Origin of the sequence: Maribacter aquimaris (assembly GCF_014596745.1) — a bacterium.
In the GTDB taxonomy this organism is placed as follows: domain Bacteria; phylum Bacteroidota; class Bacteroidia; order Flavobacteriales; family Flavobacteriaceae; genus Maribacter_A; species Maribacter_A aquimaris.
Window position 1 is genome coordinate 33339 of the sequence record NZ_JABTCF010000004.1, and the last position, 24204, is coordinate 57542.

18 protein-coding genes are annotated in these 24204 nt (G+C 34.7%); 1 reads left to right on the forward strand and 17 read right to left on the reverse strand.

The genetic code is table 11. The features are described 5' to 3' along the window. Positions 1–14: 14 nt before the first annotated feature. Both HPE56_RS08110 and HPE56_RS08115 read right to left on the reverse strand, forming a co-directional pair. On the reverse strand, positions 15–434 hold the full coding sequence (locus HPE56_RS08110) for a selenium binding protein (protein WP_188243272.1): 420 nt from the start codon (positions 432–434) through the stop codon (positions 15–17). Between the two features lie 197 nt (positions 435–631). Then, positions 632–1342, reverse strand: coding sequence for an endonuclease domain-containing protein (locus HPE56_RS08115; protein WP_188243273.1), 711 nt, complete (start codon positions 1340–1342; stop codon positions 632–634). 386 nt (positions 1343–1728) lie between these two features. Here HPE56_RS08115 and HPE56_RS08120 point away from each other — a divergent pair, with 386 nt between their 5' ends. Further along, a complete protein-coding gene (locus HPE56_RS08120) occupies positions 1729–1905 on the forward strand; it encodes a DUF6747 family protein (RefSeq protein WP_188243274.1) in 177 nt (58 codons plus the stop codon). A gap of 512 nt (positions 1906–2417) precedes the next feature. Here the strand turns inward: HPE56_RS08120 and HPE56_RS08125 are convergent. The 15 genes from HPE56_RS08125 to HPE56_RS08195 form a co-directional block, all read right to left on the reverse strand. Next, positions 2418–3524: a RelA/SpoT domain-containing protein gene (locus HPE56_RS08125; RefSeq protein ID WP_188243275.1), complete on the reverse strand. Its 1107-nt coding sequence runs from the start codon at positions 3522–3524 to the stop codon at positions 2418–2420. Positions 3525–3890: 366 nt separating this feature from the next. Continuing rightward, entirely contained in the window at positions 3891–5708 is a 1818-nt protein-coding gene (locus HPE56_RS08130; protein WP_188243276.1) for an ATP-binding protein, read from the reverse strand. 2 nt (positions 5709–5710) lie between these two features. Next, positions 5711–6880, reverse strand: coding sequence for an SIR2 family protein (locus HPE56_RS08135; protein ID WP_188243277.1), 1170 nt, complete (start codon positions 6878–6880; stop codon positions 5711–5713). A gap of 99 nt (positions 6881–6979) precedes the next feature. After that, entirely contained in the window at positions 6980–7327 is a 348-nt protein-coding gene (locus HPE56_RS08140; protein WP_188243278.1) for a hypothetical protein, read from the reverse strand. 70 nt (positions 7328–7397) lie between these two features. Next, positions 7398–7706, reverse strand: a complete 309-nt coding sequence (locus tag HPE56_RS08145) for a hypothetical protein (RefSeq protein WP_188243279.1) — start codon at positions 7704–7706, stop codon at positions 7398–7400. A gap of 73 nt (positions 7707–7779) precedes the next feature. Continuing rightward, positions 7780–9570 carry a GmrSD restriction endonuclease domain-containing protein gene (locus tag HPE56_RS08150; protein ID WP_188243280.1) on the reverse strand — a complete coding sequence of 597 codons (1791 nt, stop codon included), beginning with the start codon at positions 9568–9570 and terminating at the stop codon, positions 7780–7782. Between the two features lie 14 nt (positions 9571–9584). Further along, positions 9585–11339: a hypothetical protein gene (locus HPE56_RS08155; RefSeq protein WP_188243281.1), complete on the reverse strand. Its 1755-nt coding sequence runs from the start codon at positions 11337–11339 to the stop codon at positions 9585–9587. After that, the gene (locus HPE56_RS08160; RefSeq protein ID WP_188243282.1) at positions 11332–16209 is read right to left on the reverse strand and encodes a DEAD/DEAH box helicase; all 4878 of its coding nucleotides are present in this window, start codon (positions 16207–16209) and stop codon (positions 11332–11334) included. Before HPE56_RS08160 ends, HPE56_RS08155 begins: the two co-directional genes overlap by 8 nt. Positions 16210–16870: 661 nt before the next feature. Continuing rightward, positions 16871–17482: a recombinase family protein gene (locus tag HPE56_RS08165; protein WP_188243283.1), complete on the reverse strand. Its 612-nt coding sequence runs from the start codon at positions 17480–17482 to the stop codon at positions 16871–16873. Positions 17483–17689: 207 nt separating this feature from the next. Continuing rightward, positions 17690–19270 carry a hypothetical protein gene (locus HPE56_RS08170; RefSeq protein WP_188243284.1) on the reverse strand — a complete coding sequence of 527 codons (1581 nt, stop codon included), beginning with the start codon at positions 19268–19270 and terminating at the stop codon, positions 17690–17692. A 443-nt stretch (positions 19271–19713) separates the two neighbouring features. Then, positions 19714–21168 carry a type IV secretory system conjugative DNA transfer family protein gene (locus HPE56_RS08175; RefSeq protein ID WP_394355042.1) on the reverse strand — a complete coding sequence of 485 codons (1455 nt, stop codon included), beginning with the start codon at positions 21166–21168 and terminating at the stop codon, positions 19714–19716. Positions 21169–21310: 142 nt separating this feature from the next. Beyond that, a complete protein-coding gene (mobB, locus tag HPE56_RS08180; protein ID WP_188243286.1) occupies positions 21311–22339 on the reverse strand; it encodes a MobB family relaxase in 1029 nt (342 codons plus the stop codon). 11 nt (positions 22340–22350) lie between these two features. Continuing rightward, on the reverse strand, positions 22351–22749 hold the full coding sequence (locus HPE56_RS08185) for a BfmA/BtgA family mobilization protein (protein ID WP_188243287.1): 399 nt from the start codon (positions 22747–22749) through the stop codon (positions 22351–22353). 397 nt (positions 22750–23146) lie between these two features. Continuing rightward, positions 23147–23596, reverse strand: a complete 450-nt coding sequence (locus tag HPE56_RS08190; protein ID WP_188243288.1) for a JAB domain-containing protein — start codon at positions 23594–23596, stop codon at positions 23147–23149. Between the two features lie 77 nt (positions 23597–23673). Further along, positions 23674–24015 (reverse strand): single-stranded DNA-binding protein, encoded by a 342-nt coding sequence (locus HPE56_RS08195; RefSeq protein ID WP_188243289.1) that lies wholly within the window; start codon positions 24013–24015, stop codon positions 23674–23676. Positions 24016–24204: the final 189 nt, after the last annotated feature.

Genomic DNA, 24204 nt, shown 5'->3' on the forward strand with positions numbered 1-24204 from the left:
TACTTTGACACATATCAAAAACCCCTAAAATCATGCAGTATACTAGACAAGGTTTCATTCTCCTTGATAAACGATAGCAGATATTCCTTATCTATGATAAATTGTTTGTGTCCCTTGTCTTTACTTGCCAGAACCTGTTCATTATTTTTAGTAATTTGAAAACTGTGAACAATTCTGTTTCTTTTTGCAACTAGGCGAGAAAATTGACTAGCAATTTTTCTGTTAGAATTCTTCGTTATAGTCTTTTTAATTATAGGCTGTAAATCTCCAGAGGCTTTATCAATTAATTCATACCATGAATAAGTTTCATCGTTTACTCTTAAAATGTTTTCGATAACAAAGGAGTTATTAGAATTAAAGACGCAAAGGGCAGTACCTAGTAACTCTCTATACTGCCTTGTTGGCAATGCTTGACGACTATAGTCTTCATACATTTTATCATCCTTTTTTTTGAACTCTTATAAAGATAATGATTTTCATTTTTGGATTGTACAAAAAAAAGGGAAGGTTACACTAATACTTTTGTCCTTTTTACGAACCTTTGGTTATTTTTTTTGAATCTTTTATAAAGATAAAGATTTTGAGTTTTGAACTGTGCGAGAAAAGGGTAAGGCTACATCAGTTCTTTGTTTTAAACAGGCTTTTCTATCCACTTTTTAATTTCTTTCACAATTAATTCTGTGTTTTCATTCACATCTTTTCCAGTATATCTCAAAACCTTAAATCCCAATTCTTGTAATTTTCTATCAATTCGCTTATCTCTTTGAGCTTGTTCTTCAGTCCTTTCGTGATAAGTGTGTCCGTCTGTATAAATACATAATTTAACTCCTTCTTTCTCAATATAAAAATCCGCAACAGTTAGGACTTCTTTGAAATTATTTTTTGGATTATCATAGGTTTTACCTGCGATGGAAATATTTTCTCCTTTCCAATTTAGAGGATATTGAGCCTCAAATCGAATGTACTTTTTGTTCAACGCAAGAAATAATTTTCTTTCGAGTGGACTTTGTAAATCGAAAATACAAGTTAAACAGTTATGCGTTAGTTTAAATTTACAGCCTTGACATAAATCATCTTCTGCATAATGTTTGTCAAGTATTTTTGCTCTATCGTTTGTAATATTCAACTTTTCGGCAGTAGTTGTCTTGTCTATTATATCAGAAATTTCGTCGCGCAACCATGTCAATTCTTTTAGTCCGCAACGAATAGTTTTATTCCAATCCTGTCCTTTTTCGGTTATTGAAACTAAATATTCCGTCCTTTCATTTTCTGTATTATCATTTGTGCTAAAATTCCGATATACGGTTTTTATTTTTTCAATTCCGATTGGGATTCTTGCCATACTTTAATTCAATTAATGAGGTATTTAAGCTTGTTTTCAACAATGGGATATCATCATTAATGAAATCTGCTCATATGGCTAAGTTAAGAATTAGTAGAAAAAGAATGTATTTATAGACTTTAAATAATCCTTTATTTGAACTTTTTTAAAGATAATGATTTTCAATTATGGATTGTACAAAAAAAGGGAAGGTTACATTTACAGGATATCTAAGAAAATAACTTTTGGACCTATTAGATCAGATTACCTCTCCTTGTTTTTTGTAAGGTTTGACAGACATTCCTTAATCCAAATGTTGTTCAGTCCTAATTTCACCCCTTTTGACGAAAAAATTATTCGATATTTCAATAACCACAGAACCTTTGTATCAAACAAACCCCTGATATATGAAAACAATTTTACTTGTTAAGGTAATCTATTTAGAGACATTCAAGAACATTCAAAATTATGTCGTAAGACACTATCTCAAAGCTTTTACCTGGTTCACCTTGGCCATGTTCGCAATGGTGCTCTATGTCTTTTTATACAGACTGTTTACGGACTTCCATTTTTCTAATCTCTAAACATGTATAGAAAAGGACGAGATGGAAAAGTCTTGATTATTTCGGGTGCCCTATTTGTTAGCGCTATACTCATATTGGTCATTATCATGACCTTTGGAATATAAAGGAATTTCTATGATTCTCAGTCAGTACTACGCTTTATGATAAAAATGCCATAATAGATTCTATCGTCGCCAATGGTTTCCCTTTATCCCTTTAACTAAAGATTGAATCTTATTAAAGTTATTTATTTGTCAACCCAGTTTTATGTAATAAATTTGATCACTTATCCAGGGTGAAGATTACTTTGGAACTATTTTAAATATAGAATAATACTGATTTGATTTTAAACCCTAGCTGAACTTTAATAGTTTCAACAAAAGGTATGGCCTGATTCACTTAATGGAGTAGTAATTCCTTTATTATAACAATAAATTTATGGTAGCTTTTTTTAGTTAATGGTTAGTGTTTAAATGCTCCATAATTTAAGGGCTCCATTTTGTGGAGCCCTTTTTTATGTTTTATGATATCCTTTATTTAAACTTTGTTCTTTTATCTAATTTGCTATTTTCGTTCATTTCTCGAAATATCCGACGGTCTTTCAATTTATTAAGGCGTATACTTATTTTGGACATATTTTCTAAGAATGCTGCTACGTCAAGAAAGTAATTAGGAAATGCTTTACGTAGTTCTTGAATTGATTCAGTGGAAACCAAAACTACCTGTACACTTGGTGTATTTCTGTACTTTCGCTCAGAATCTGTATAATTTTGGTTTGCAAGTTTAAATTCATTTTTCTGAAAGCTTTTAATATTAACTCTTCGAATAGAAGTGTTTAAGGTGATTAAATGGTAAAATTTATTTGGATATTTTTGTTTAGTAATATGATTGGCCGCTGTAGTAAATGCACTTAATTTCTCTTCAATTTCATTATATCTAAACTCATACAAAGCCATTTCATAAGTTTCTTCTTCACTCATATGCTCATATCCTGGCACTTGTGGGGTGTTTTCTAAATAAGAAAAAGAGCTGCTTGTCAATGCAAAATACTTCAGCCATTTCGGTTGTCCTTCCCCGAATTTCAAATGAGTACCTAAAAACGTACTCATTGTCTCTACCGCAGTTGCCCATGAATGCTGAAGTTCAGTTCGGATTTGAATCTCTATCATTAAACCGTTGAGTGGAACAGATAAAGGTGACACGTATTTATATACTAGGTGAATACTTCTATAACCACTTTCTTTTGGGTTAGTAATGTAATTATCGTAGGTCTTAAACTTGTGTTCTTCTCCAATACCCTTTAATCGTTCTCTAAGTGATTGAGCGGTATTCAAATCAGGCATAATTGCTCGAATCCCAGCTATATCCTGCATGGTGGTTAGTTGGTTGACTGGTTGTCGTCGTAATTTTGCTATAATTGACTCACTTCTTTTTACTCGCTGGGCAACGGTGGCAAAAGTATCAATGCCCTTGGCTTCTTTAAGAACTATGCTATAAAATTCTGTCATAATCTGCTCGTGCAAAATTCTCCAGTATTGTAAAATTGATTCAGAGTTAAGAATTTCTTTTTTTGAGTGAGCATCCTTGTCTGCAAGAATTTTACCGGCTTTCTTTATCTTATTTTTAGAAATAACTTCCATAATTTTGTAGAACTTTAATAATCGGTCACACTTCTGCAAAGCGTTCAAGTCAATCTTTTTTGTTGTTTGGTTTTCCGGATTACACCACCTTTTGGCAATCCTTTATTTAAACTTTTAATTCCATTCTGGTTTGCCGAGAAGGTGTCCTAACTTATCTTTTGTCAATTGCTTGATTAGACTTAAAGTTAATCAATTCTACTTTTAATCAGTTCGGTTTCAAGGGGAGCTTACAGGGCTTACAAGCTTACATTTACACAAGGTGCAATTTGTAAAGAGTATTTTTTTTGAACTTTGTCAACGGTTTGTTTATTGTGAACGCATTAGAAGGTACAGCCGTGCTTAAAAAAATATTGAAGTTTTTCATTCTTATTGCCCAATCCATCTACTTCCTATTTTCTTGAGACTCTCTAGGTTTGTCGGAGGATTTATCCAACCCTTTACGAAACTTATATCGTTTGAATCCGGCAGTTGACTTTCGTCTAATTCATTAATCTTTATACGACTCGGAAGTGCAGCTGCCTCTCCTACAAAAATTGCTTCCCTTCTAACAAGTGAAGGAAGCATTTTGGTCAACCCTGAAAGACTGTCTGGCAAAAATTTAGATACATGATCTTGGTCGCTAGAATTAGTTAATCTCAGAATAATCCATGAATTACATTGAGAAAGAACTGTTGCCTCTACATCAGAGGGTCTTTGCGAAACAAGCATAAGACCGATTCCGTATTTTCTTCCTTCTTTTGCTATTCGCCTTACAGCCTCTTGAGCTTCTTTATACTGTGCTTCACCATGATTCGGGACATAACGATGCGCTTCCTCACATATAAATAGTACTGGGTCTTTTTCTCTCTCCTCTCTTGTTTGCCATAATTTATATTGAAATAACAAGCGCGCTATTAGAGCAGTTAGCGGTCCCGCAACCTCATTTGGCAGACCTGAAATATCAATGATTCTTAAGTTTTTATCATCTTGTGCACCAACAAATTGATTAAGGATTTCATCTAAGGTCGGGGATGACACACCAAACTCCTCCATGAGAAATGACAGTTGCGGATTGCTACGTAGTACTTTTAGTTTTTTAAGAATAGCTTCTATTTTCTGTCTGTTAGAATCGCTCGGTGTTAAGTTATCTATTTTTCCTGCTTTGCGTCCTTGAACTTTGTCTGTGTGCTTTACAAACTCGGAAAGTAGAAATGGAATCGGTTTATCTCTATCGAAGTTGAGAATGTCATTCTCATTCTTACCTGCTTTGGGAATCTCGCAGTCTGCTTGGCCCATAGGGTCTTCTCCAACGTTTTCTACAAGTCCCGCATTTAGTAATCTAGCATAGTATACAGCTTGATAAATCATGTTTGTTTGAGAGGTGGCTTCAAATTCAGTTTTACCAATTACCAACGATTTAAATTCATCACTAGACATTAACCAGTAGGGCAGTTTCAACTGCACAGAATCATTCGACTCCGACGAAGCCTCATTATATGCTCTATAAACTACTGCTTTGCCTTTAAAGGCTTTGGCGTACTCACCATGAGGGTCAATTATTACGATTCTAGGAGTAATAGAACTTCCATTAGAATCATGTGATAAAACGGAATGAAGGATCGAGGCTACCGTACCAGATTTTCCTGAACCTGTAGACCCCAAAATAGCACAATGATGTCCAAAAAGTTTATCGATGTTAGCCCTGCAAATAGCAGAACTACCTCCAACGTAATGGCCGATTGGAATCATTGGGTTATCACTCTTTTCATTTATATTTTCCGCAGCTCTATATATACACTCAAGTTCTGCGTTTAGGCACAAAAAGGCGTCCTGAAGGGGTAAAGGGTAAGTTTCAATACCCCTCGAAAACGTCAATCTTTGTGCCTTTGTATCCCAAACGCCCTGACCAAATAAATCCGCTTCTAGAAGTCTTTTGTCATCTCCTGGTAATATTGGCGTTTTCCCTTCTTCTGCAAGAATATCAGAATGCATTCGTAACATTCGTACATATGCGAATAAAATCTTTCGTCCGAAATGAACTTTTATTATGCTTCCAATTTGGCCTATCGAGTAAACTTGGCCGGACACTGCGCGTGTCAATTCAGTAATCTTTCCGTCTAATTCGATTCGAATTGTACTTCCATTCACTTCAGTAATTCTCCCTATCTTAAGAGCGGAAGATGTGCTAAATAGTTGATTGGCCATAATTAATTGGATATATAGTTTGTTAACCCATCAAACTTCCACCAGTCAAGTTCGCCTTCTTCGTTTGGCTCAAGTGGTGTGATAGAATTATAGTAAATTCCCTTTTTCCCGGCAGCATAAACGCGCTCGCCAAAATTTGGATTGGTTAGCCAAGAATCCAAGGTCTTATTTACTTTTTGTCCATTATTGTTATCCTCAGCAATAAAGGCGATGAGGGTTGTTCGATTCAATTGACTTGATAAAGCAGATTCTATTTCAGCATTGATATGTTCATCACCAAAACTATAGCCACATGTAATTAGTACGTTGTCATTCGATGAACTAAGCGCATTTCTAAAGCCGGTAAATAAATATGAAAACGGATCTTTCTGGGTCTCAACATACTTGGTGGCCTGAGGGTAGATGAGAATATCCGATATATTTTTAAGGTATTTGGTTCCATATCTTGTTCTAACAAGACCTTTTTGCTTGTCACGCTGCCAGTCGATTGAACCATGCAGTTTATATAAATAGCATTTACTCGGATGAATTACATCTTTAGAAAATTCATTTGCTGGATTCCAATATCCGATGGAACCACCTGAAAAACCATCAATAACGGTAATCTTTTCAAGTCCAAGTGCGTCTTCAAGTAATGTATCATAGTTAGTTGTAAAAAACGTTAATTTAGAACGAGATGTTAGATTGGCTCTATTAGAATAAACGGATTGGATAAATTTGATGTGTTGATCAATTTCAACTATAGGTTCTTCAGCCGTTCCAATTAATGGTTCTCCTCCATTTTTTGAATAGCCGTAGCGGACGGTAATTCCTATTGCTTTTATTATTGACTTATATAAATCTAAAAGTTCAGCTTCAGAATAATTACTCTTGCCAATAGAAGCGCTCTTAGTTCTTGATCTTTTCGAAAGTGTTATTAAATCACCTAAATGACTAAGATAATGCTCTATGTGTGCTGACTCCTCAAGCTCTTTGCCCAAAATCTCATAGATCTCAATGTTCCTTTCATGAGCTGATGCTTCTATAATTTCTTTTACCCTATCAGTTAAAGGATACATTAATGGAATGTTCGACTCATAACTTATCCCTGCACCAAATAGCCAATTTTGTCTTGGAGAATCAAGATGTTCCCTAAGTTTTTCGTTGATGCTATTGAAATCTTGCTCTTCCATTTGTTATGATTATTGTTTGTTCCACTTCTTTTTAATATGATATTTTTTATTTAAGCCCAAAAAGAATCCTTTTTTAAACTTTTAAGAAACGGAGATTTACTATAATAAATTACCGATTTGATTTTGAATTTCTGCATCCCAATAATTACCAATCAAAATATCGTCAAAAATAAAACCTTCACCAAAATAAATTGGTTCATGATTTTCATCCTGCCATTCCAAAGAGAAAATCCTATTATTTGAATTTTGTTTTGATTGTATAACAAGTCTTAATGAAGTTGCGACCTCTTCGAACCATGTTGAATTAAATATCCCAAGAAATGGCCCTTGAATTGGTGAAATAATATCTGCACTTTCCGATATATTTAGCCTCATGGTATTATTGGAAAATTCTCCAATAAGATTGCCATTGTTGGTTTGCCGAAAACAAAATCTTCCTAAAATCATATTCTTTTATTTTAGAATTGACATAATTACCAATCCTTAGTCTTATTTGAATTCATCCTTCATTTGATTTTTACATTTTATAATCTTCTTGAGATAGTAAATGCAACATAGACCAAATTGGGCTTGTAATGAATTCGATATTATAATCCCTCAAGGCTGATGGTCCTTCATTGTAAAGCCCTGATTTAGATTTATAGGCCTCAATCCCTTTAATAATTTCTTCAAAAGGGACTCGTGTATCCTTACCATTTTCACGACTTACATAAACAGCACCCTTGGTTTCCCGTAAATATCCAAAACTATTAAACCCAGGAACCTTGGATATTCCTTTATCGGAAAAACGTTGCAAAATCTTACCAAGTAATATTTTTGAATCCATACAATATTTAATGATATATCATGCTCAACACCTTAACGTTAAATTATAAGTTTAGACAGAATTAAAACATTCTTTATAATTTGTAGTAATACTCTTTTATCGTCATGGCCATTTTGTTCCTTCTGGTCTTTAAGAATTCCTCATAATCAAGATGAGTAGCTTGAAATAATGAATTGGAAATTTGATTAATTTCTAAATTTTCATTCAAAACATTAAGACTATCAATAGAGGAAATATTATTGATATTGGATTCTATTTCTTCTCGCACTTTAGACATATACTCATTAGGGGGTAACATTCCTATCTTTATGTTTGTAGCTTGTTCGGTATAAGCATAGTTCGCAACTTGGTTATATTGCTTAGGTGCATAGCCATGTTTTTTAAGATATTTTGCAGGGAATAGATGGTGAATATCACCTCTTTGCTCAATAAGGCTGCTTATTTTCATGCTTTTGGAAAGAAATGCTGTGGTGTTGTTATAGCATTCAGAGGCTATATATACATTGTATGAATTATTATTCACACTTGAACTTTCTAGATTATTAACCAATCCAAAATCCCAGAACCCTTCTCCTAAATATGAAAGTTCCATTTGTTCCATATAATTGGCTATACCTTTTTCATTGATTTGTTTTATATCTTCATCAATCGTGGATTCCGAAGATCCGGAATACCTACCTATAAGCAAAGACATTACCAGCCATCTTTTTACATAATGTTGAATTTCAGCTTCGGGCATACCCAAAGATCTAAGTTTTAAATAAAGGGCATAGGCAAAATTTAAACTATTTTTCGAAGAAATCAATTTCTGTGAAATGAAACCAGCTGATTTTATGATCATTAAAAAACGCTGATAGTTGGTTTGATTAACAAAGTCCATAAGGCCTTCTGAAAGTAAGTCATAACTCTTAACCGCTATTTCATTTTCATAGGTGCGGGTATCAAAATTTCTGCCGGACAACAAGGCTACAAGGTCGCTAAATTTACCTCTATTGAACTTATATGTAAAAGCTACCCTAAGTACATCTATATAATTGGGTATATAGAGGTCATCATTGCCTCGCCCCATCCATTTTAGTGCTTTAAAATAATCATGGGAAGCGAAGGCTTTGTCATTATCAGTAATATGTTTGTAAAAATCCTTGTCAACAAGTAATCGACAAAAATAATCCACCAGCTTTCTCATTTTATTACCACCATGGATTTCGTCAGCTGCTATTTTGGACATTACAAAATCAGCATTGCTTAAAACGACACCTTTTTGGTTAATTCGTATAAATATTTCAGTAACTGTATCTATATCCAAGGAATGGTCAAGTTCGATAATACCAACCTGTTTGTTCTTTATTTTTTTTAAGTTCTCTATACGATCTTCAATAAGGTCCTCATCAACTTCAGTATTCATTGACAAATAATTTCGTATAGCCTTGGTTATCGATATTTCGTCGTTTATGATTGGGTTGATATTGTTAATCCATTCAGGACTTTTTTCGTATGCCTTGTTCAGTACCTCAAACTTTTCAGTAATCGGATTAAAAGCAATGATAATTTTAACTTCTTTATAGTTTTTGTTCAATATACGTTGACCCACAATGGCAGCTGTTAGAGCGGTAATACGCTGTTGACCATCGATTAATACTTTTTTTCCTGCCGATAATGTACCGTCCTTGAGTTTAACGTCAGGATTTCGCCACGTAATAATATAACCCACTGGGTAACCCTTGTACAGTGAATCTATTAAATCCCTGACTTTGGAAGCCTTCCAAACGAAAGGCCGTTGTATTTCAGGGATGGCCACATCACCAGACTTGATCCAGCTTAATAATGTTTCTACAGGTTGTTGGTGTACTGAGTATTTTGTCATGAATGATATGGTTTTTATTGCTTTGATAAATTACCAAATTCTAATAGTTGTTTATAAATTCCTTCATTTTGATTTAATATATATTCTGGAATTGCGGAAGTCTTTATTTTTTTCCTTATATAATTATCTAAAGTTTGAAATGGCGAATAATTATTTTTGGTTAATTCTACATTTGTACTATCTGCATAACCTTGAAGAAATTGGTCAAAACGTATTTCTTTTTTATTTAGTGATTCTTGTAATCGTTCTAATTCACTAATATGTAACACGACCAATCTATTTATACGCCACTTACTATTTTCTTTTTCAATATTGAATTTAGCTAGCAATTCATTGAATTTTTTGTTGAAAATATAAGTGGTTACAGCAAAGGAAATAATAGGTTCATTGATTAATAATACTGGATAAATAAACAATTTGTTCTTGGGCAAATTAGTATCGACTGTTGAAACATATTCATCAAATTTATCGAGTGACATTTCAACAATTTGATAAAGACCAAATCTTTTATAAAACGCATCTTTATCTAAGTCATTAAAATCTTGAAGTGTATGTACTTCCTTATAATCAATTTGAGGCACATAAGACCGCTTTGCTTGTATTAATATTAAATTACGTTTTCTTCTTATATAGTAGTCAACATATTCATTACCTTTTACAATTAACTCGTCAGTAGATTTAAAAACTATATCTCTGTGTCCTTTAAAACAATAATCTAAGATATTCTTAGCATAATCCTCAAAGAAAAGCCCAACTTCTCCTCCCCATTCTTCAATTCGTTTCCCACTTTTTCTTAAAACATCAAAGTAGAAATCCCAAAAGAAAAGTTCATAACATTTTTCAATCAAAAAAGTGTTATCCATTAGCATGTAAATATTCTCTACTTTACCTTCTAAACAATAAATAGGCGATTTTTTTATTTCTAGAAATTCAAATTTTTTAATACCTGAATTGGGCTTGCCTAAACCTCTTTTACTTAAAGCATTCATGCTTTTAATTACATCGGTATCAGTTTTCTTAACACGATATGCCTGGATATGTGCCATACCAGCCGAATTAAAAAAGAAATGATTAGCTATAATGCTAATAAAGTGTTCAGGCGAGTTTACATTATAGTCCTTTGTAAATAAATCTAATTCTGCTGCGTACTTTACCTTTAAATATTCAAATAATTGCCTTCCACGTTCTAAAAGATTCATGGGATTTTGAATATATCCGTATTGGTTATTGGGAATTTCCTTAAACATAAAAGCTTCAAAAAACCTATCTCGTAGCTTATCAGAGGTAATTTCCTCATCATATACTTCATTATAAGTGAGCATTTCAGCATTGCACAATAAGAGAAACTTAAATAGGGCTAGATAATCATCAGGATAGAATTCAATTCCTTTTTTTTCCTCGAATTCTATTTCTTCTGAAAAGAGTATTTCGTTTAAACAGAATAAACAACTTGTTCTGGTACAAATTACCACACCACCTCTGCTTTTTTCAAAGAGGTCTCGAAATTTATTCAAATATTTTTTGCAGTATTCAATGCCTCTTGGCTCTTGATGTATTTGATAAAGAGTTGTAATTAGCTTTGTTTGATTTTTAAAGGAATAATCAAAATCTAAGTCCAGGGGCTGTTTAAGGATGTGGTTCAATGAGGAGTAATTGGCAACAAGTTCGCAGCGCGGAATGTGCTTAATCAAATCGAATTTGTTCTTAGGTGGAGAATCACTAAAGAAATCTTCATATTTCAAAATTGTGCCAATCATAATATTACTCAAACTCCAATTTTGGCAACCCATCAACAACATCAACAGTTTGCACAGAAACATTAATAATACTCAACAACAAGTCTAAAATATACCTGTCATTACCAACTTCTTTTGCCCAATCGTTTGGGTTATTGGTAATACCAGATTTTTTATCTGTTTTTACTTGGTAGCGTTCCATAATCCAATGGATAGCAGATTTACCGTTTACAACATACTCATAAGCTTTCTCTGGGATATTGGTTATTTTAATTTTACCATTGTATAAAATGGTATGCTTCTCATCTTTTTTAGGAAACTTCATTTTTGTGACTTGGTAATGCTCACTTTCTGCTCCAATAACCACTACTTCTGGGTAAGGTGCAACCGATTCATAATTAATATGCAAGTTTGCTAAAGCTCTACCTGCTTTACTAAATTTCCAGAAGTCTTTTGGACTATCTACCAATGGTAAACGTGGCAGCATTTTCTTTAAATCGTTTTTAAAAGTTTCTCTGTAGTCTGGGCTGTGTAAAATACCATAGACATAATAAAAAACATCTTCTTTAGTAACTGATTTACCATATTGTGCCACAGCACGTTTTAATATAAAATCACTTACACCATCATGCTTTATATACTCACTTTCCCCTGTCTCGTCAAACAAACCTGGCGTTTGTTTGGTTCGTTCTTCATAATAATATAAGGGGAAGCATTGTGCTTTTTCAAGATTATCCAAATTAAAAATGGAATTTGAAATAATTGTACTAAAATTTTGTCTAGCACCTATCCCTGTTACACAAATAATTAAATTATGAGTTTTTGAATTGGGGAAAAACTGTTTGCTTAAACCAGGTCTTTCAATTAATGATTTATTATAATAAAACTTAAGCTTATTGAACGGTCTATAGTTCCCAACAACGATGTCTTCAGAATAAAAATTGTGTATCCTATTTTTTTCTAAATCCTTTTTTAAATTAACAGTCCATTTAATTTTAGATAAATCATCACTAATAAAACTATTGACATCAGTTTCATTTTTCGTACCAGTCGAATTATGATAATTTATTACTTGATTATTGTAAAAATCAATCATCTGAGTTACATTATCTGCTAATTTAAACTTAGAAAAATTATAAACCCAAGCGTCTCTATTTGTAGCAACACCAACTGCATATGTAATGAAAAAGCTTAAAGACTTATTATTGAATTTTTTTTCAGGTTCAATAGAAATAAAATTCCCAAAAGATTCCGTCCTCATATTTAACCAATCTGCTTCTGTATTTGGTTTAATAATCTGCCAATCGATGTTGTTAATTGATTTAGATTCTTTTAATATCTTGAGTTTTTCAGTTTTCTTCAAATAGTCACCAATATCACAATAATGAATGCAAGCTTTATTAGTTTTTTTTGAAGGGTTTTTAACAAAAAGTGTAATAGCAACACCTGTTAAAATATCAAATACATTCTGACCTTCCTTTTTTGCTAAATCACCTGAACGACCTCTTATTGCACCTCTTAAATCAAAACTGTAAATTGAGCTGAATTCGTTTTCAACTACTTTTCTAAAACCATCAAAACTTGGTTTGTATAACCAGTTACCGTTAGTAATAAACGCTATTATCCCACCTTCGTCATCTGCTAATCTATCAGTACTCCAACGAAAGGCTTTCATATACGCATCATAAATCGATTTGTTTAACCCAGAATTAGAGTTTTTTACATAAGTTTCTTCAATTCTTTTCTCCAACTTTTCATAGCTCTGGTTTTGAGCATTATCATTTGCCGATTTTTGTCCTACTGAATATGGTGGATTTCCAACAATGACACGAATAGGTCCTTTTTTCTGTAGTTCCAAACGTTCTGAGTTTTGCGGGAACATTTCAGAAAAAATAACAGAGTCTTTGGTTTCACCTAATTGAAAGGTATCAGTTAATACAATGCCATCAAAAGGCACGTAATTACCTGTGTTGCCCATAACATCGTGGTAGGCATTTTCTATGTTTACATCTGCAATATAATATGCTAATAGTACAATTTCGTTGCAATGTAGTTCGCGTTCGTATTTTCGTGGTAAGTCTTTTTTCTTTATTAATCCAGATTGAATTAAACGGGTAATAAAAGTTCCTGTTCCAGTAAAAGGGTCTAGTACATGCACGTTTTCATCAGAAATAGATTGTCCAAATTCTTGTTGCAAGACATCGTTTACCGAATGCAAAATAAAATCGACCACTTCAATTGGTGTATATACAATACCCAACTGTTCTACCATTTTAGGAAATGCCGTTTTAAAGAACTTGTCGTACAATTCTATAATAACACGTTGTTTGGCTTCGGCATTATCAATATCTGCTGCACGCATTCGCACAGACTCGTAGAATTTATTTAAGGTTTTGGTGTCTTTTTCTAATTGACCTTCTTCTAATAAAGACACCATTTTTTGCATGGATTGCGAAATAGGATTGTTATCTACAAATGAGTAGCCTTCAAACAAGGCTTCAAACACGGGTTTGGTAATCATGTGTTGTGATAACATTTCAATAGCTTCCTTATCTGAAATACTAGAATTGATATTGGATTGTAAGCCTTTTAAAAATAAATCGAATGCTTGGCGATGTTCGGTTTTTTCAGCAATTAAATAGGTAATGCGTTCTATTTGTCGTGTGGCAATTTCTGCCACATTGGTTGCCCATTGTTCCCAATAGCGCCTGTCTCCTACTTTTTTAACCAAACGTGCATACAATACATTTTGAAGTGCTTCAAACTGTAAAGCAAATTGTTGACTTTGTTTTTCTGACTTTTTATAGTTTTCGTCATTTTCGTTTACCCAATCGCCATTTTCATCAAAGGAATATTCTGCTCTTCCAATTAAAATTTGGTCTGGTCGTTTTTTATTGAGATCTATTTTATTAATAATGGCCTCAAAACGGTCATCATGTGCACGTAAGGCATTTAAAACGGTCCAAACAACCGCATACCGTTTATTATCGTCTAAGGCTTTATCCGCTTCTACATCTGAAGGTATTACAACAGGAATAATGATATAACCATATTTTTTTCCTTCAGAACGACGCATGACACGACCCACAGATTGCACCACATCTATTTCAGAATTACGAGCCGATAAAAACATAACAGCATCTAAGGATGGTACATCAACACCTTCACTCAAACAACGTACGTTGGTTAATATTCTGGTATCATCACTATCTTCTTTTAACCAAGACAACAACTCTTCACGCTCTGTAGCAGACATGGTGCCATCAATATGTTTGGCATCTGTACTAATACGTACTTTTTGCTCTTCTTCTGGTAATGCTTCAATATATTCGTTTGAAACCGTATTAAAATAATTAGCTATAGTTGTGGATGCTGTTGCAGATGAATAAGCAGTTGGATTGATACGTGAGCAGAATGCTACTGCACGTTTCATAGGTTCTGGGTCAACTTCTTTAAGCGACTCATGGTCTCCCATCATTTGTTTGGCTAGAGCATTGATGCAACCAATAAGTTTGGAAGCATCGTCACTATTGATTTCTTGCTCCTCATCAGAAATCATTTTCTGTACAGAAAGTGGTACATCTTTGTCGCTTAAAGTAAGAATGAGGACTTTATAATCGGTTAGTAAATTCTTTTCAACAGCTTCACCAAAACCAATACGATACATTTCTTGTCCGTAAATGGTTTCGTCATCCATAGAGCATAAATAAATATCTTCTTGGTCTGCCTTGTCTTTCGCTTTAGGGTCGTAAAGACGAGGCGTTGCCGTCATATAGATGCGTTTCTTCCCTTGAATGAAATCATTATTATGAACTTTTACAAAGGCAGATTCGTCCTCGTCACTTAACGTTATCCCTGTTGTTCTGTGTGCTTCGTCACAAATAATTAAATCGAAAATAGAAGCGTCTCCAATATTGTTTTGAAGTGATTTTTGAGCTCTTGCAATAACATCAATAGATTGATAGGTGGAAAATACGACTGTCATTCCGCCATTATGATGCTCTTGATAATATGCAAATTGTCTTGTAATATTTTCAATATCTGTAGATGCTGGTAAAGCCAAATCTACAACACTAGCAAAACTAGCATCTTCACCTTGTTTTTTCTTTTTAGTAATGTCTGGTTGTGAACAAATACAAATTGCATTTATTGGATTAATGGCTTGCGCCGTCCATTCATTTAAGGTTTGTCCTATTAAAGCAATAGAGGGCACTAGAAATAGAATTAAACCTTTTCCATTCGTTTCATTTTCTGCAATACGTAAAGCCGTAAATGTTTTACCTGTACCACAAGCCATGATGAGTTTACCCCTGTCGTTTTCTTTAAAATGGTCATGCGTGTTTTCTAATGCGATTTGCTGATGTTCTCGGGTCTTATATTTTACAGATTGCGCAGATTTACCAGAAATACCATCATCTAATTTCTCCCATTGCACTGGTGCTTCTTCTAAAGCAAATAAACCTAAACGAGAAACTGGTATATTTTGAGTTAGAATCACATTTTCTGCATTCTGACTCCAACGCTTTCCTGTAGTATCAATCCACAAACGATGTGAAAATCTCGTTGTTTTTAAATCTACGCCTTTAAACTGCGTACTTGAAGCCGATAAGAAACTATCTACAGCCTTTTTATCTATAGTTGCACCTTCTGCATAACATTTACATTGTATTGCCCAATAGTCTCCTTCATGGGTTAGTGTGACAATATCAATACCTGTATCGTTACCTCCTAAATCTTGACGTCCAGGAAATTCATTCCATAACCAAACATTTTGAAATAAGTTGGCGTATTTTGGGTCTGTTTGTAGGTAAGCGGCCATAAGTCTTTCAAACTTATCTCCTTTATCTCGTTCTGAAAATGCGTATTTGCGGTATTTGTCAAGTATAGTCTTGAATGTTGACATAAAAGTTGGTTGGCGTTATTATTTATTTTTTTCCTTGGCCTTGGAAAAAACTTTTGGCTTTGGGTCTTTTGTTATTTTTAACTTGTAATTAAATCCCTGAAATAGAAAATATTTAAAAAATGTTGTTTTTAGAAATTACCACGCGTTGTCATGTTTCATTTACAACAAGCTTTACTTTCTTTAAAGAATCGTGTACAAATTATGACTTATTACTGATTATTAATTACGGATTTCTGTAAGGTGTCTAAAAATAATCTTCTTATCTATCAGATAATCTTACCTCTTAAACACTATTTAGAAGGTATACTGCTAGGATTAGTTTAGAGGAGGGCCTCTAAACCGTGCTAAGTAAGATAAGTGTTCAATTAAGCCACCTTTTATAATCCTTCGAATAGGCTTGTTGAAAACAGTACCCAAAAGAATTGGGTCTTTTTGCTTTTTAGGGAAAACGAAAACTATGTTGCTATAAATGTTTTTCACATTTATGTTTTTTTATAGAAGCGCAATATTGCAACGCTGTAATCAGTTCTTGGGGCCTTTCTAGTACATAGTCTAACAACCTAAGGTTATTCCAGTTTTAAAGGTAATCCAAATCAAAAAAACAGAGAAATGAATTTATCTTATTAAGTTAGATTAAAATATCTAATTAAGATAATTCGACCTATTTGCTCTTATAAGGTCTCAACTCACCGTTCAGCCCACGATACCTTAAATATTTATAGTAGGTGGCCCTTGAGATTCCAAGCTGTTCGCATATCTCTGTAACCGTGAGTACACCATCATTGAAATACTGTTCACAAAGTACGGCTTTTTGTTGATTTATCTTACTGATTCCTTTAGGTGCCCCTAATATTTTTCCACGTCGTTTTGCCGATTCAAGGCCAGCTTTTGTACGTTCGATAATAATGTCCCTTTCCAATTGGGCCAGGGCCGCGAACATGTTCACGATGAACTTCGAATGGGAAGATGTATCGGTAGTGTCCAGAAAGGGCTCCGTAATACTTTTGAACTTTACACCCTTCCCATTAAGTTGATTGATAAAATTGGTGAAATGGATCAAGCTCCGGGCCAAACGGTCCAGTTTCCAGACAACAATGGTATCACCCTCACGAACGAAGTCCATAAGTTGTCCTAGGTTCTTACGTTCTTCTTTGGTACTGGAAACCTTATCAGTGTAGATGTTCTTTTCTTTGATCCCTTCCTTTAAAAAAGCATCGATTTGCAGATCGAGGTTCTGATCCGTAGTACTTACCCTTGCATATCCGAAAACCATAGTTTAAAGTTTAATTAAAAGTAAGAAACTAAACTAATAAATTACTACGGTACATTAAACTTTATTAATTAGAGATTTTAAGAATTTACAAAAGTTCAAATAAACGGTGGTTTAAGTAAAAAAGAAAATGTTAATTAATTGTTTTTCAACCTACATTTTTACAGCAACATACTTTACTTGGTAGAGAATATTGCTCCGCTAAGCCTTTCATTTGATAAGAATTGGATCTGGTAATTTATTTTTCAATTCGGGATCCTTTATTTTCTCCCATCGAATTCGGGTTATCTTGGTCGATAAGTTCCATTCATCACCCATACAAGAAACACAACCAGGAGACTTAACCGGTTCCCCCCACGACAAATACAATGAACCGTCTTTATCTCCGCCTTTCATACCTCTAAAGTAATCTCCAATACCGTAAGACGACATAAACACACCGGGAAATGGCCCACTAATAATTCCGGTAGGCTCCATTTTTCCTCCTAAATTTTCCGAAGTCATTCCTTCAACTATCAAATTACACGGGCCTCTGATATCGGTAAGCCAAAACCAGGCAATTTTTGGTTTTTTAGTATTTGGACCATTATCAGAAACTACAGCATAGGACATGTACTGATTCCAAGTAAATTTATCACTAGTGGATTGGTTATGAGAAATAATGGAAGGTGATTCCTCTGATGTAACATCAACTACATCTAATCGCGATTTGGACCATAGATTTCCATCTTCTCCTTCAACCATAACATCGTAGGCCACAACCGCTCCACAAATTGGACTGCCATTGAATATTTGCTGATAGGTATCTATTGAGGGTCTCCCGTTATCCCTCAAACATGTTGTCGGAGCATTATCTCTACAATCATCCGTATCTGGATTACAACAATCAGAACCTCCCAACCCACAACGCCGAATGGTGCCTTTAACGCAGCCAACATTCGTTTGTGCAGGCTCAGCTTCAAAAGGTTGATTTTTTCGAACAACATACTCGTTGATAGTGTTCAGGTTTTCATCATAAAACCGAAGTCTGACTTCCTTATCTTTTTTGTATGTCAAAATTAAGTTGCCCGTACATGGATTTTCAGCTAAAGAGAATCGAAGTCCCTCAGCAAGTCCAAGAGAAGAAATAGTTTTTCTCGAAGTTTCAGGGCAACCATAAAGAGGTCCGGGTGCCCCTGGACAATTATCAAAAGCCTGAATTACAATACTGCGACCTAATTTACTAGCTGCATAAAACGTATTTGTTGCATCGATATGTAAAATCGCACCTTGATCAGCACTTTGCTCCGATATACACGCTGCAGGAAAATCCCACTCTCCCAACTCTAACTTTTCAGGGGTAGTAGCGGCTACGGAAACACAAGAGGATCGTTTTCCAGCACTATCTGTGTATCGGCCAATAAAATAAAAGAAAGCAAGGTTCTTAGACTCTGAATATGCCGTCCAGGAATCCCCCGTTAACATGTTAAGACTAAGTGGCCCCTGAGGATTTTCTTCAACAGCAAATCCTGAACCGGAAAGATCGGAACTACCGGCAGCCCAATTTGACCAACTCCCTTTTGCGTATGTCATTCTATTAGTTCCATAAGAAGCAAACCAAGCAATATCTCCAGAAGGATTCGTGACAGCCGAAGGAACTGCTTCAAATTCCTTGTGACAATTGTTATCTGCCCTACCATTATTGCCTCCTGCAATGAATACTGGTTGGTCAATTATTCGTTTTAAATTTCCACATCCTACCATAAGCATAACCAAAAAGATACTTATTATAAAAGAAGTTTTATTTCCCATAATATTTCATTTTGGATTAAAAGTAGTTATGGCAAATTGCATAACTTATTAGTTTAATCATTGATCATAAATCGATTAAAAAACAAAAAACCCCCTAAAATTATTAGGGGGTCTTGTATAAATGTAAGAAAAAACAATCATATTCACAAAAATGGCAAGAGTTATTATACCCGCCGCCGATGGTAAATACATTCTATTTTTGTAGTTTAAAGTACTTATTGGTCTTCATACCCCAAGTTCAATTAAAGGTATTTTCACTTAAATGAACTTTGTCTGTTTAAGCCCACTTTTATTTATACTTCCGGAGCGCATTTCCTAAAAGTACATTTTCCCATACCCATCCCTAAACTTTAAGAAGCTTCATATAAAGGTCCATTTTGAAGTGTCTAAATGGTCGTTTAAATAATCTTTTTAATCCTAAAAATCAAAATCCAAAATACCAATTACTTAATCTTAAATATAGACTTAACCTCACTATAAATCCGTTCAAAATTCTCTTCCAAATCATCCTTGGTAAACGCTTTTTTCTTTTCCGGTAATCCCTTCTCTATCTTAGTCCGTTTAAAATGTACTTTTTGATCCTTTCCATCGGCAAAAGTGATAAACTCCCCTTGCTTTAACCTGAAGAACACATCAGCCCTAATCTTTGCAACTTCCCGTTCCCCTTTAGTAATTCGCGTATCAAAATTGAGATTGTACCCCCTGTTCACACTTGTAGTTTCACTCTTGATGATTTCAAAAAAGCGCTCATAGTATTTGGCAGTGTCCGGGTCATTTACCTTACCAAAGAACTGATACGATAAATTGCTTAAAATCGCCTTGCTCGCTTTATCACCATACATCATATCGTTCTGAATTTTATCCTGCATCACGTAAACCGTTGCAATATCGTAACTACGTAAGGTTGCCGGAATTCTGTGCATATTCAGTAATCGAATGGTCGGTGCTTCTTCCATCAACAAAAAGGAGTGATTGGAATTCCGTACACTCATTTGTTTCGTAATCGTATGGATTATCGTAGCGATGATCGGGGAATAAGCTGTTTCATATTTTGGATTGTTTACCACTGAAATTATGGAAGGCTTCCCCTGGCAATTTATATCAAGAGGAATATCATCTGCAGAGAGCACCATAAAAATCCGTTGGGTACTGATTTTTTTAAGTGCATTGGCCAAGGTGCTTTTTACCCCTGCCGTTTGCCTATCCGAATCCTTCCCACTTATAAAAGCATCCGCCATCGCTCTAGAGGTCGTATTAGAACTTAAAAAAGCAATAAGACTGTCCGTGTCCAGATATTGATAAATAGCGATAAGATGCGGTAATGTGCAGTATTTCGGATAGGAAGTCCGCAGTTTCCAAATGAGTCCACCTATTAAACCTTCCGCAGCATCATTAAAGAACTTACTTGCCCCAAAGCTCCCGGATTCCTTTTGTTCCAATAGGTTTTCAATCAATACCCTGGCCACCTCATTAACGCTCTCCTCATTTTGCATATACCTTGGGGCAATCGGGTTAACCCGGTCATAGATTTCATCAAAGGAAATAATCCGAAAATCGATGTTATTTTGTTTGAATAAAGGATATGCCATTTCTGTAATTTCGAAATGCTTATAGTCATGGATTATCCCGCAAAAAGAATGTTGACTAAAGTGCGTTAGAAAATTATAGACCACACTTTCGGTTTTACCACTTCCCGCGGACCCAATGACCGAAGCTCCCCTTTTGATGTTATCGATTTTAAAACGGCCCCGTTGAACTTTGAAATGTACCTGATACTTGTTGTCTTTGTCCACATCGTTGTCTTTAAACAGAAAAACATAGAAAACCACATTCATCAATAGTAACGGACAACCGATATATAAAACATCTTCTACCCAAAGTAACCAATGGGATTCCATTTTAAAAAGTAATCCTAGACAAATCGAGGTTAAAAAAAAGTTAATCGGAAAAGCATATCGGATTATCTTGGACAAACCCCAAAATATCAAGGTCATCCCCAACAATAAAACAATCGTAAATGTGAGACCCTCTATTTCCATATTAGATACCTATTGAACCTGATTTAATGGCTATATCAACGCCACGTTTGAGATACCTGATTGTTTTTAATGCCAGCTGCACCTTGTTTGTTGGAATACTATGTAAAGGCACACCGGCTTTTCCTAAAATTTTGAAGGCGACAGCTCTTTCACTTGTTGGTAATCCCAGTAAGGTTGTGAAATAGATCTTGGGGTTTCTGATGAAATCCTTTTTGGACGTATAGGATTCAGCGTAATTACGCTTATAACCAAAAGTGGCATCAAAAGTCTTTTCGGCTTTCCCAAAAAAGGCATCCCTATTAAATCCACGCTTTACTTTTTTACCATTCATCATTACATCGGAGGCTTTGTATTTACTTCCTGGGGAAAGACTGACCGAGTTGGTCATATCCTTCCGGCTTACGATAATATGAATATGGCTTTGGTTACCCGCCTTCTGCATTCCCTGCACTATCCGTTTTCCATTTTGCTGATGTGGGGCTTGGGCTTCCAACTTCGCTATTTTTGATTTCAACTTCTTACTATTGCCATCCATTTGTCCCTGTTCAATCTTTCTTACTTCACTTTTTAGTTGTAAAATCTTAGTGGCAAAAGGTTGATTTTCCCGCACTTGTTTGTCTGTTCCCTTGAAGGTTCTTTGATGTTCTATTTTTGCAAAATATTTGATGTCGTCCACGGTTATAGTCCTACCATTTATCTCGCGGTTAAAAGATGCGGCATAGTCCTTCATTAGCTCCCGGGTATATTGTTTTAAATCTTTAGTGTTATTCTGTAATTGTCGTAATTCATATTTACTTGGATTAACGGTTATGGAATAAAATTTAGGTTCTTTCTTTTTTAGTTTTGTTGTGTTCGCATCAATTTCCTTGACTACTTCATGGGCAGGGATTTCTTCTTCATACTGATTGAAAAAGTGTTCCATATGTTCCTGTTCCAATCCTTGGTTTTCTTTCTCCAGATATTCCACAAAATCAGCTGAGCTCCGTGAATAATCACCTCCTAATTTTTGTGCCGTTACAGTTATATACATTGCTGCTGTTTTTATGATTCATCATCATTTTCCAATCGTTCAACAAATTTGGTTTTGGGTTTTTCCTTTGGAATTTCCTTTTCCAAAATCAAAGTTTTCTTAGAAGGCTCCGCTTGTTCAAAAAGGGATTGCATCATTGCGACCGTAGGCTTGGTCTGGTTTTTTTCAATGTCCTTCATAATAGCGATCACTCCATTGATACGCTTTTTGATCAATGATTCCAAAGTCTGCATTTTCGGGCCTATTGATTCATGGGGAGAAATACCATTATCCTCAAAAAAGTCAATCATCAATAGCAAGGTCATCGACTTGGATCTCGACATTCCCTTACACAATCTCTTGAACTTTTGGGCCACGGAAGTTTTGATACTTATGCTTTCAAACCGTTCATTTTCATATCCTTTATCCATCTTTTTCCTTGAAATAGTTACTGATTTTATTGGGCTGCGATGGTTTTTCCGTGAAAAACAAGCGTCTAAATCGAGTTTCACCAAATAATAAACCATTTTAACCAATTGATATTTAATGATTTACACAGAAAATAAATACCGAAACCTCGCGCCAGCGGGTTACCCTCTTGCTATTCCTTTTCGTTCGCCAAAAGCGAACAAAAACGAAATACCATTACATTGAAAAAATGTACTTGCTTTTTGAATGTCTGAAAAGTGAAATCATTTTTTTAGGACAAGGAAAAGGCGCCTTTAGAAGTATCTATAACAAATACCCGAATTCTTTACGAATTATTGAATACCATAAAAAAGACCCTTGAAAATCAAAGGTCCAAATCGTCTTAAAAAAAGTTTGTAATCACAATATACCATCATCGGTAAAGCTAAAATAGTTTCCGTTTGGTGCTAGGATTATATGGTCCAAAAGTTTAATGTCAAAATAGTCCGCTGCCTTTTTGATTTTCTTGGTAAGTGATATGTCTTGTTCACTCGGTTTCATTTTTCCGCTCGGGTGATTGTGGGATAAAATAATGCCTACGGATAAGGATTTCAGTACTACGGCGAACAGAATTCTAAGATCCACCAAAGTTCCCGTTAGTCCGCCTTGGGAGATTTGATAGATTCCTTTTACCTTGTTGCTATTATTAAGCAAGAGCACCTTAAAACACTCTTGGAGCTCGATCGTATTTTTGTCCCAATCATCAAAGATCAAACCTGCCGCAGCTTTTGAAGAATTGATGGTATGGGATTTCTTGGTTCCGATATTATCTTGATAACTAACTTTTATTTCTCTAACTTGTGTTCTCATTGTAAACGTCTTTTATAGGATTTTTAATAATGAAAAAGAGGGCGCTACTTCTCACGGGAACGCCCTCTTTAATTTTGTTACTCACTTTTGGCTCCAATCAACAGAATTTCTTCCGCCACTACCTCGGTTACATATCTTTGATTGCCATCTTCGGTTTCATAGCTTCGAGTTTTTAGTTTTCCCCTGATTCCGATTTCCCTGCCTTTTGCAACAAACTTTTCTATGATCTCAGCGGTCTTGCCCCATGCGACAACAGTATGCCAGTTTGTTTCCGTCTGTTTTTCCCCCTTGGCATTTTTATAATTTTCATTTGTGGCCAATGAAAGGCGCGCTACCTTTTTACCACTTTCAAGGTTTGTAATTGTTGGTTCCTGTCCAACATTCCCAATTAACTGTACATGATTTTTTAGAGTACTCATACTAAAAGATTTAAAGATTAATATTTATTTGAAAATTGATTTACTTATTATATCCAGAGCGTTTTCCTTTTGTTGTTTTTTTAACTTTTGTTCCACTTCCTTTTTGATGATTTTGTAAGATTTCATAAGATTCATTTTAGATTTACTTCCCATAGTGCCTTCGCTGTTACCTTTTTTTGTTGCTTAGGG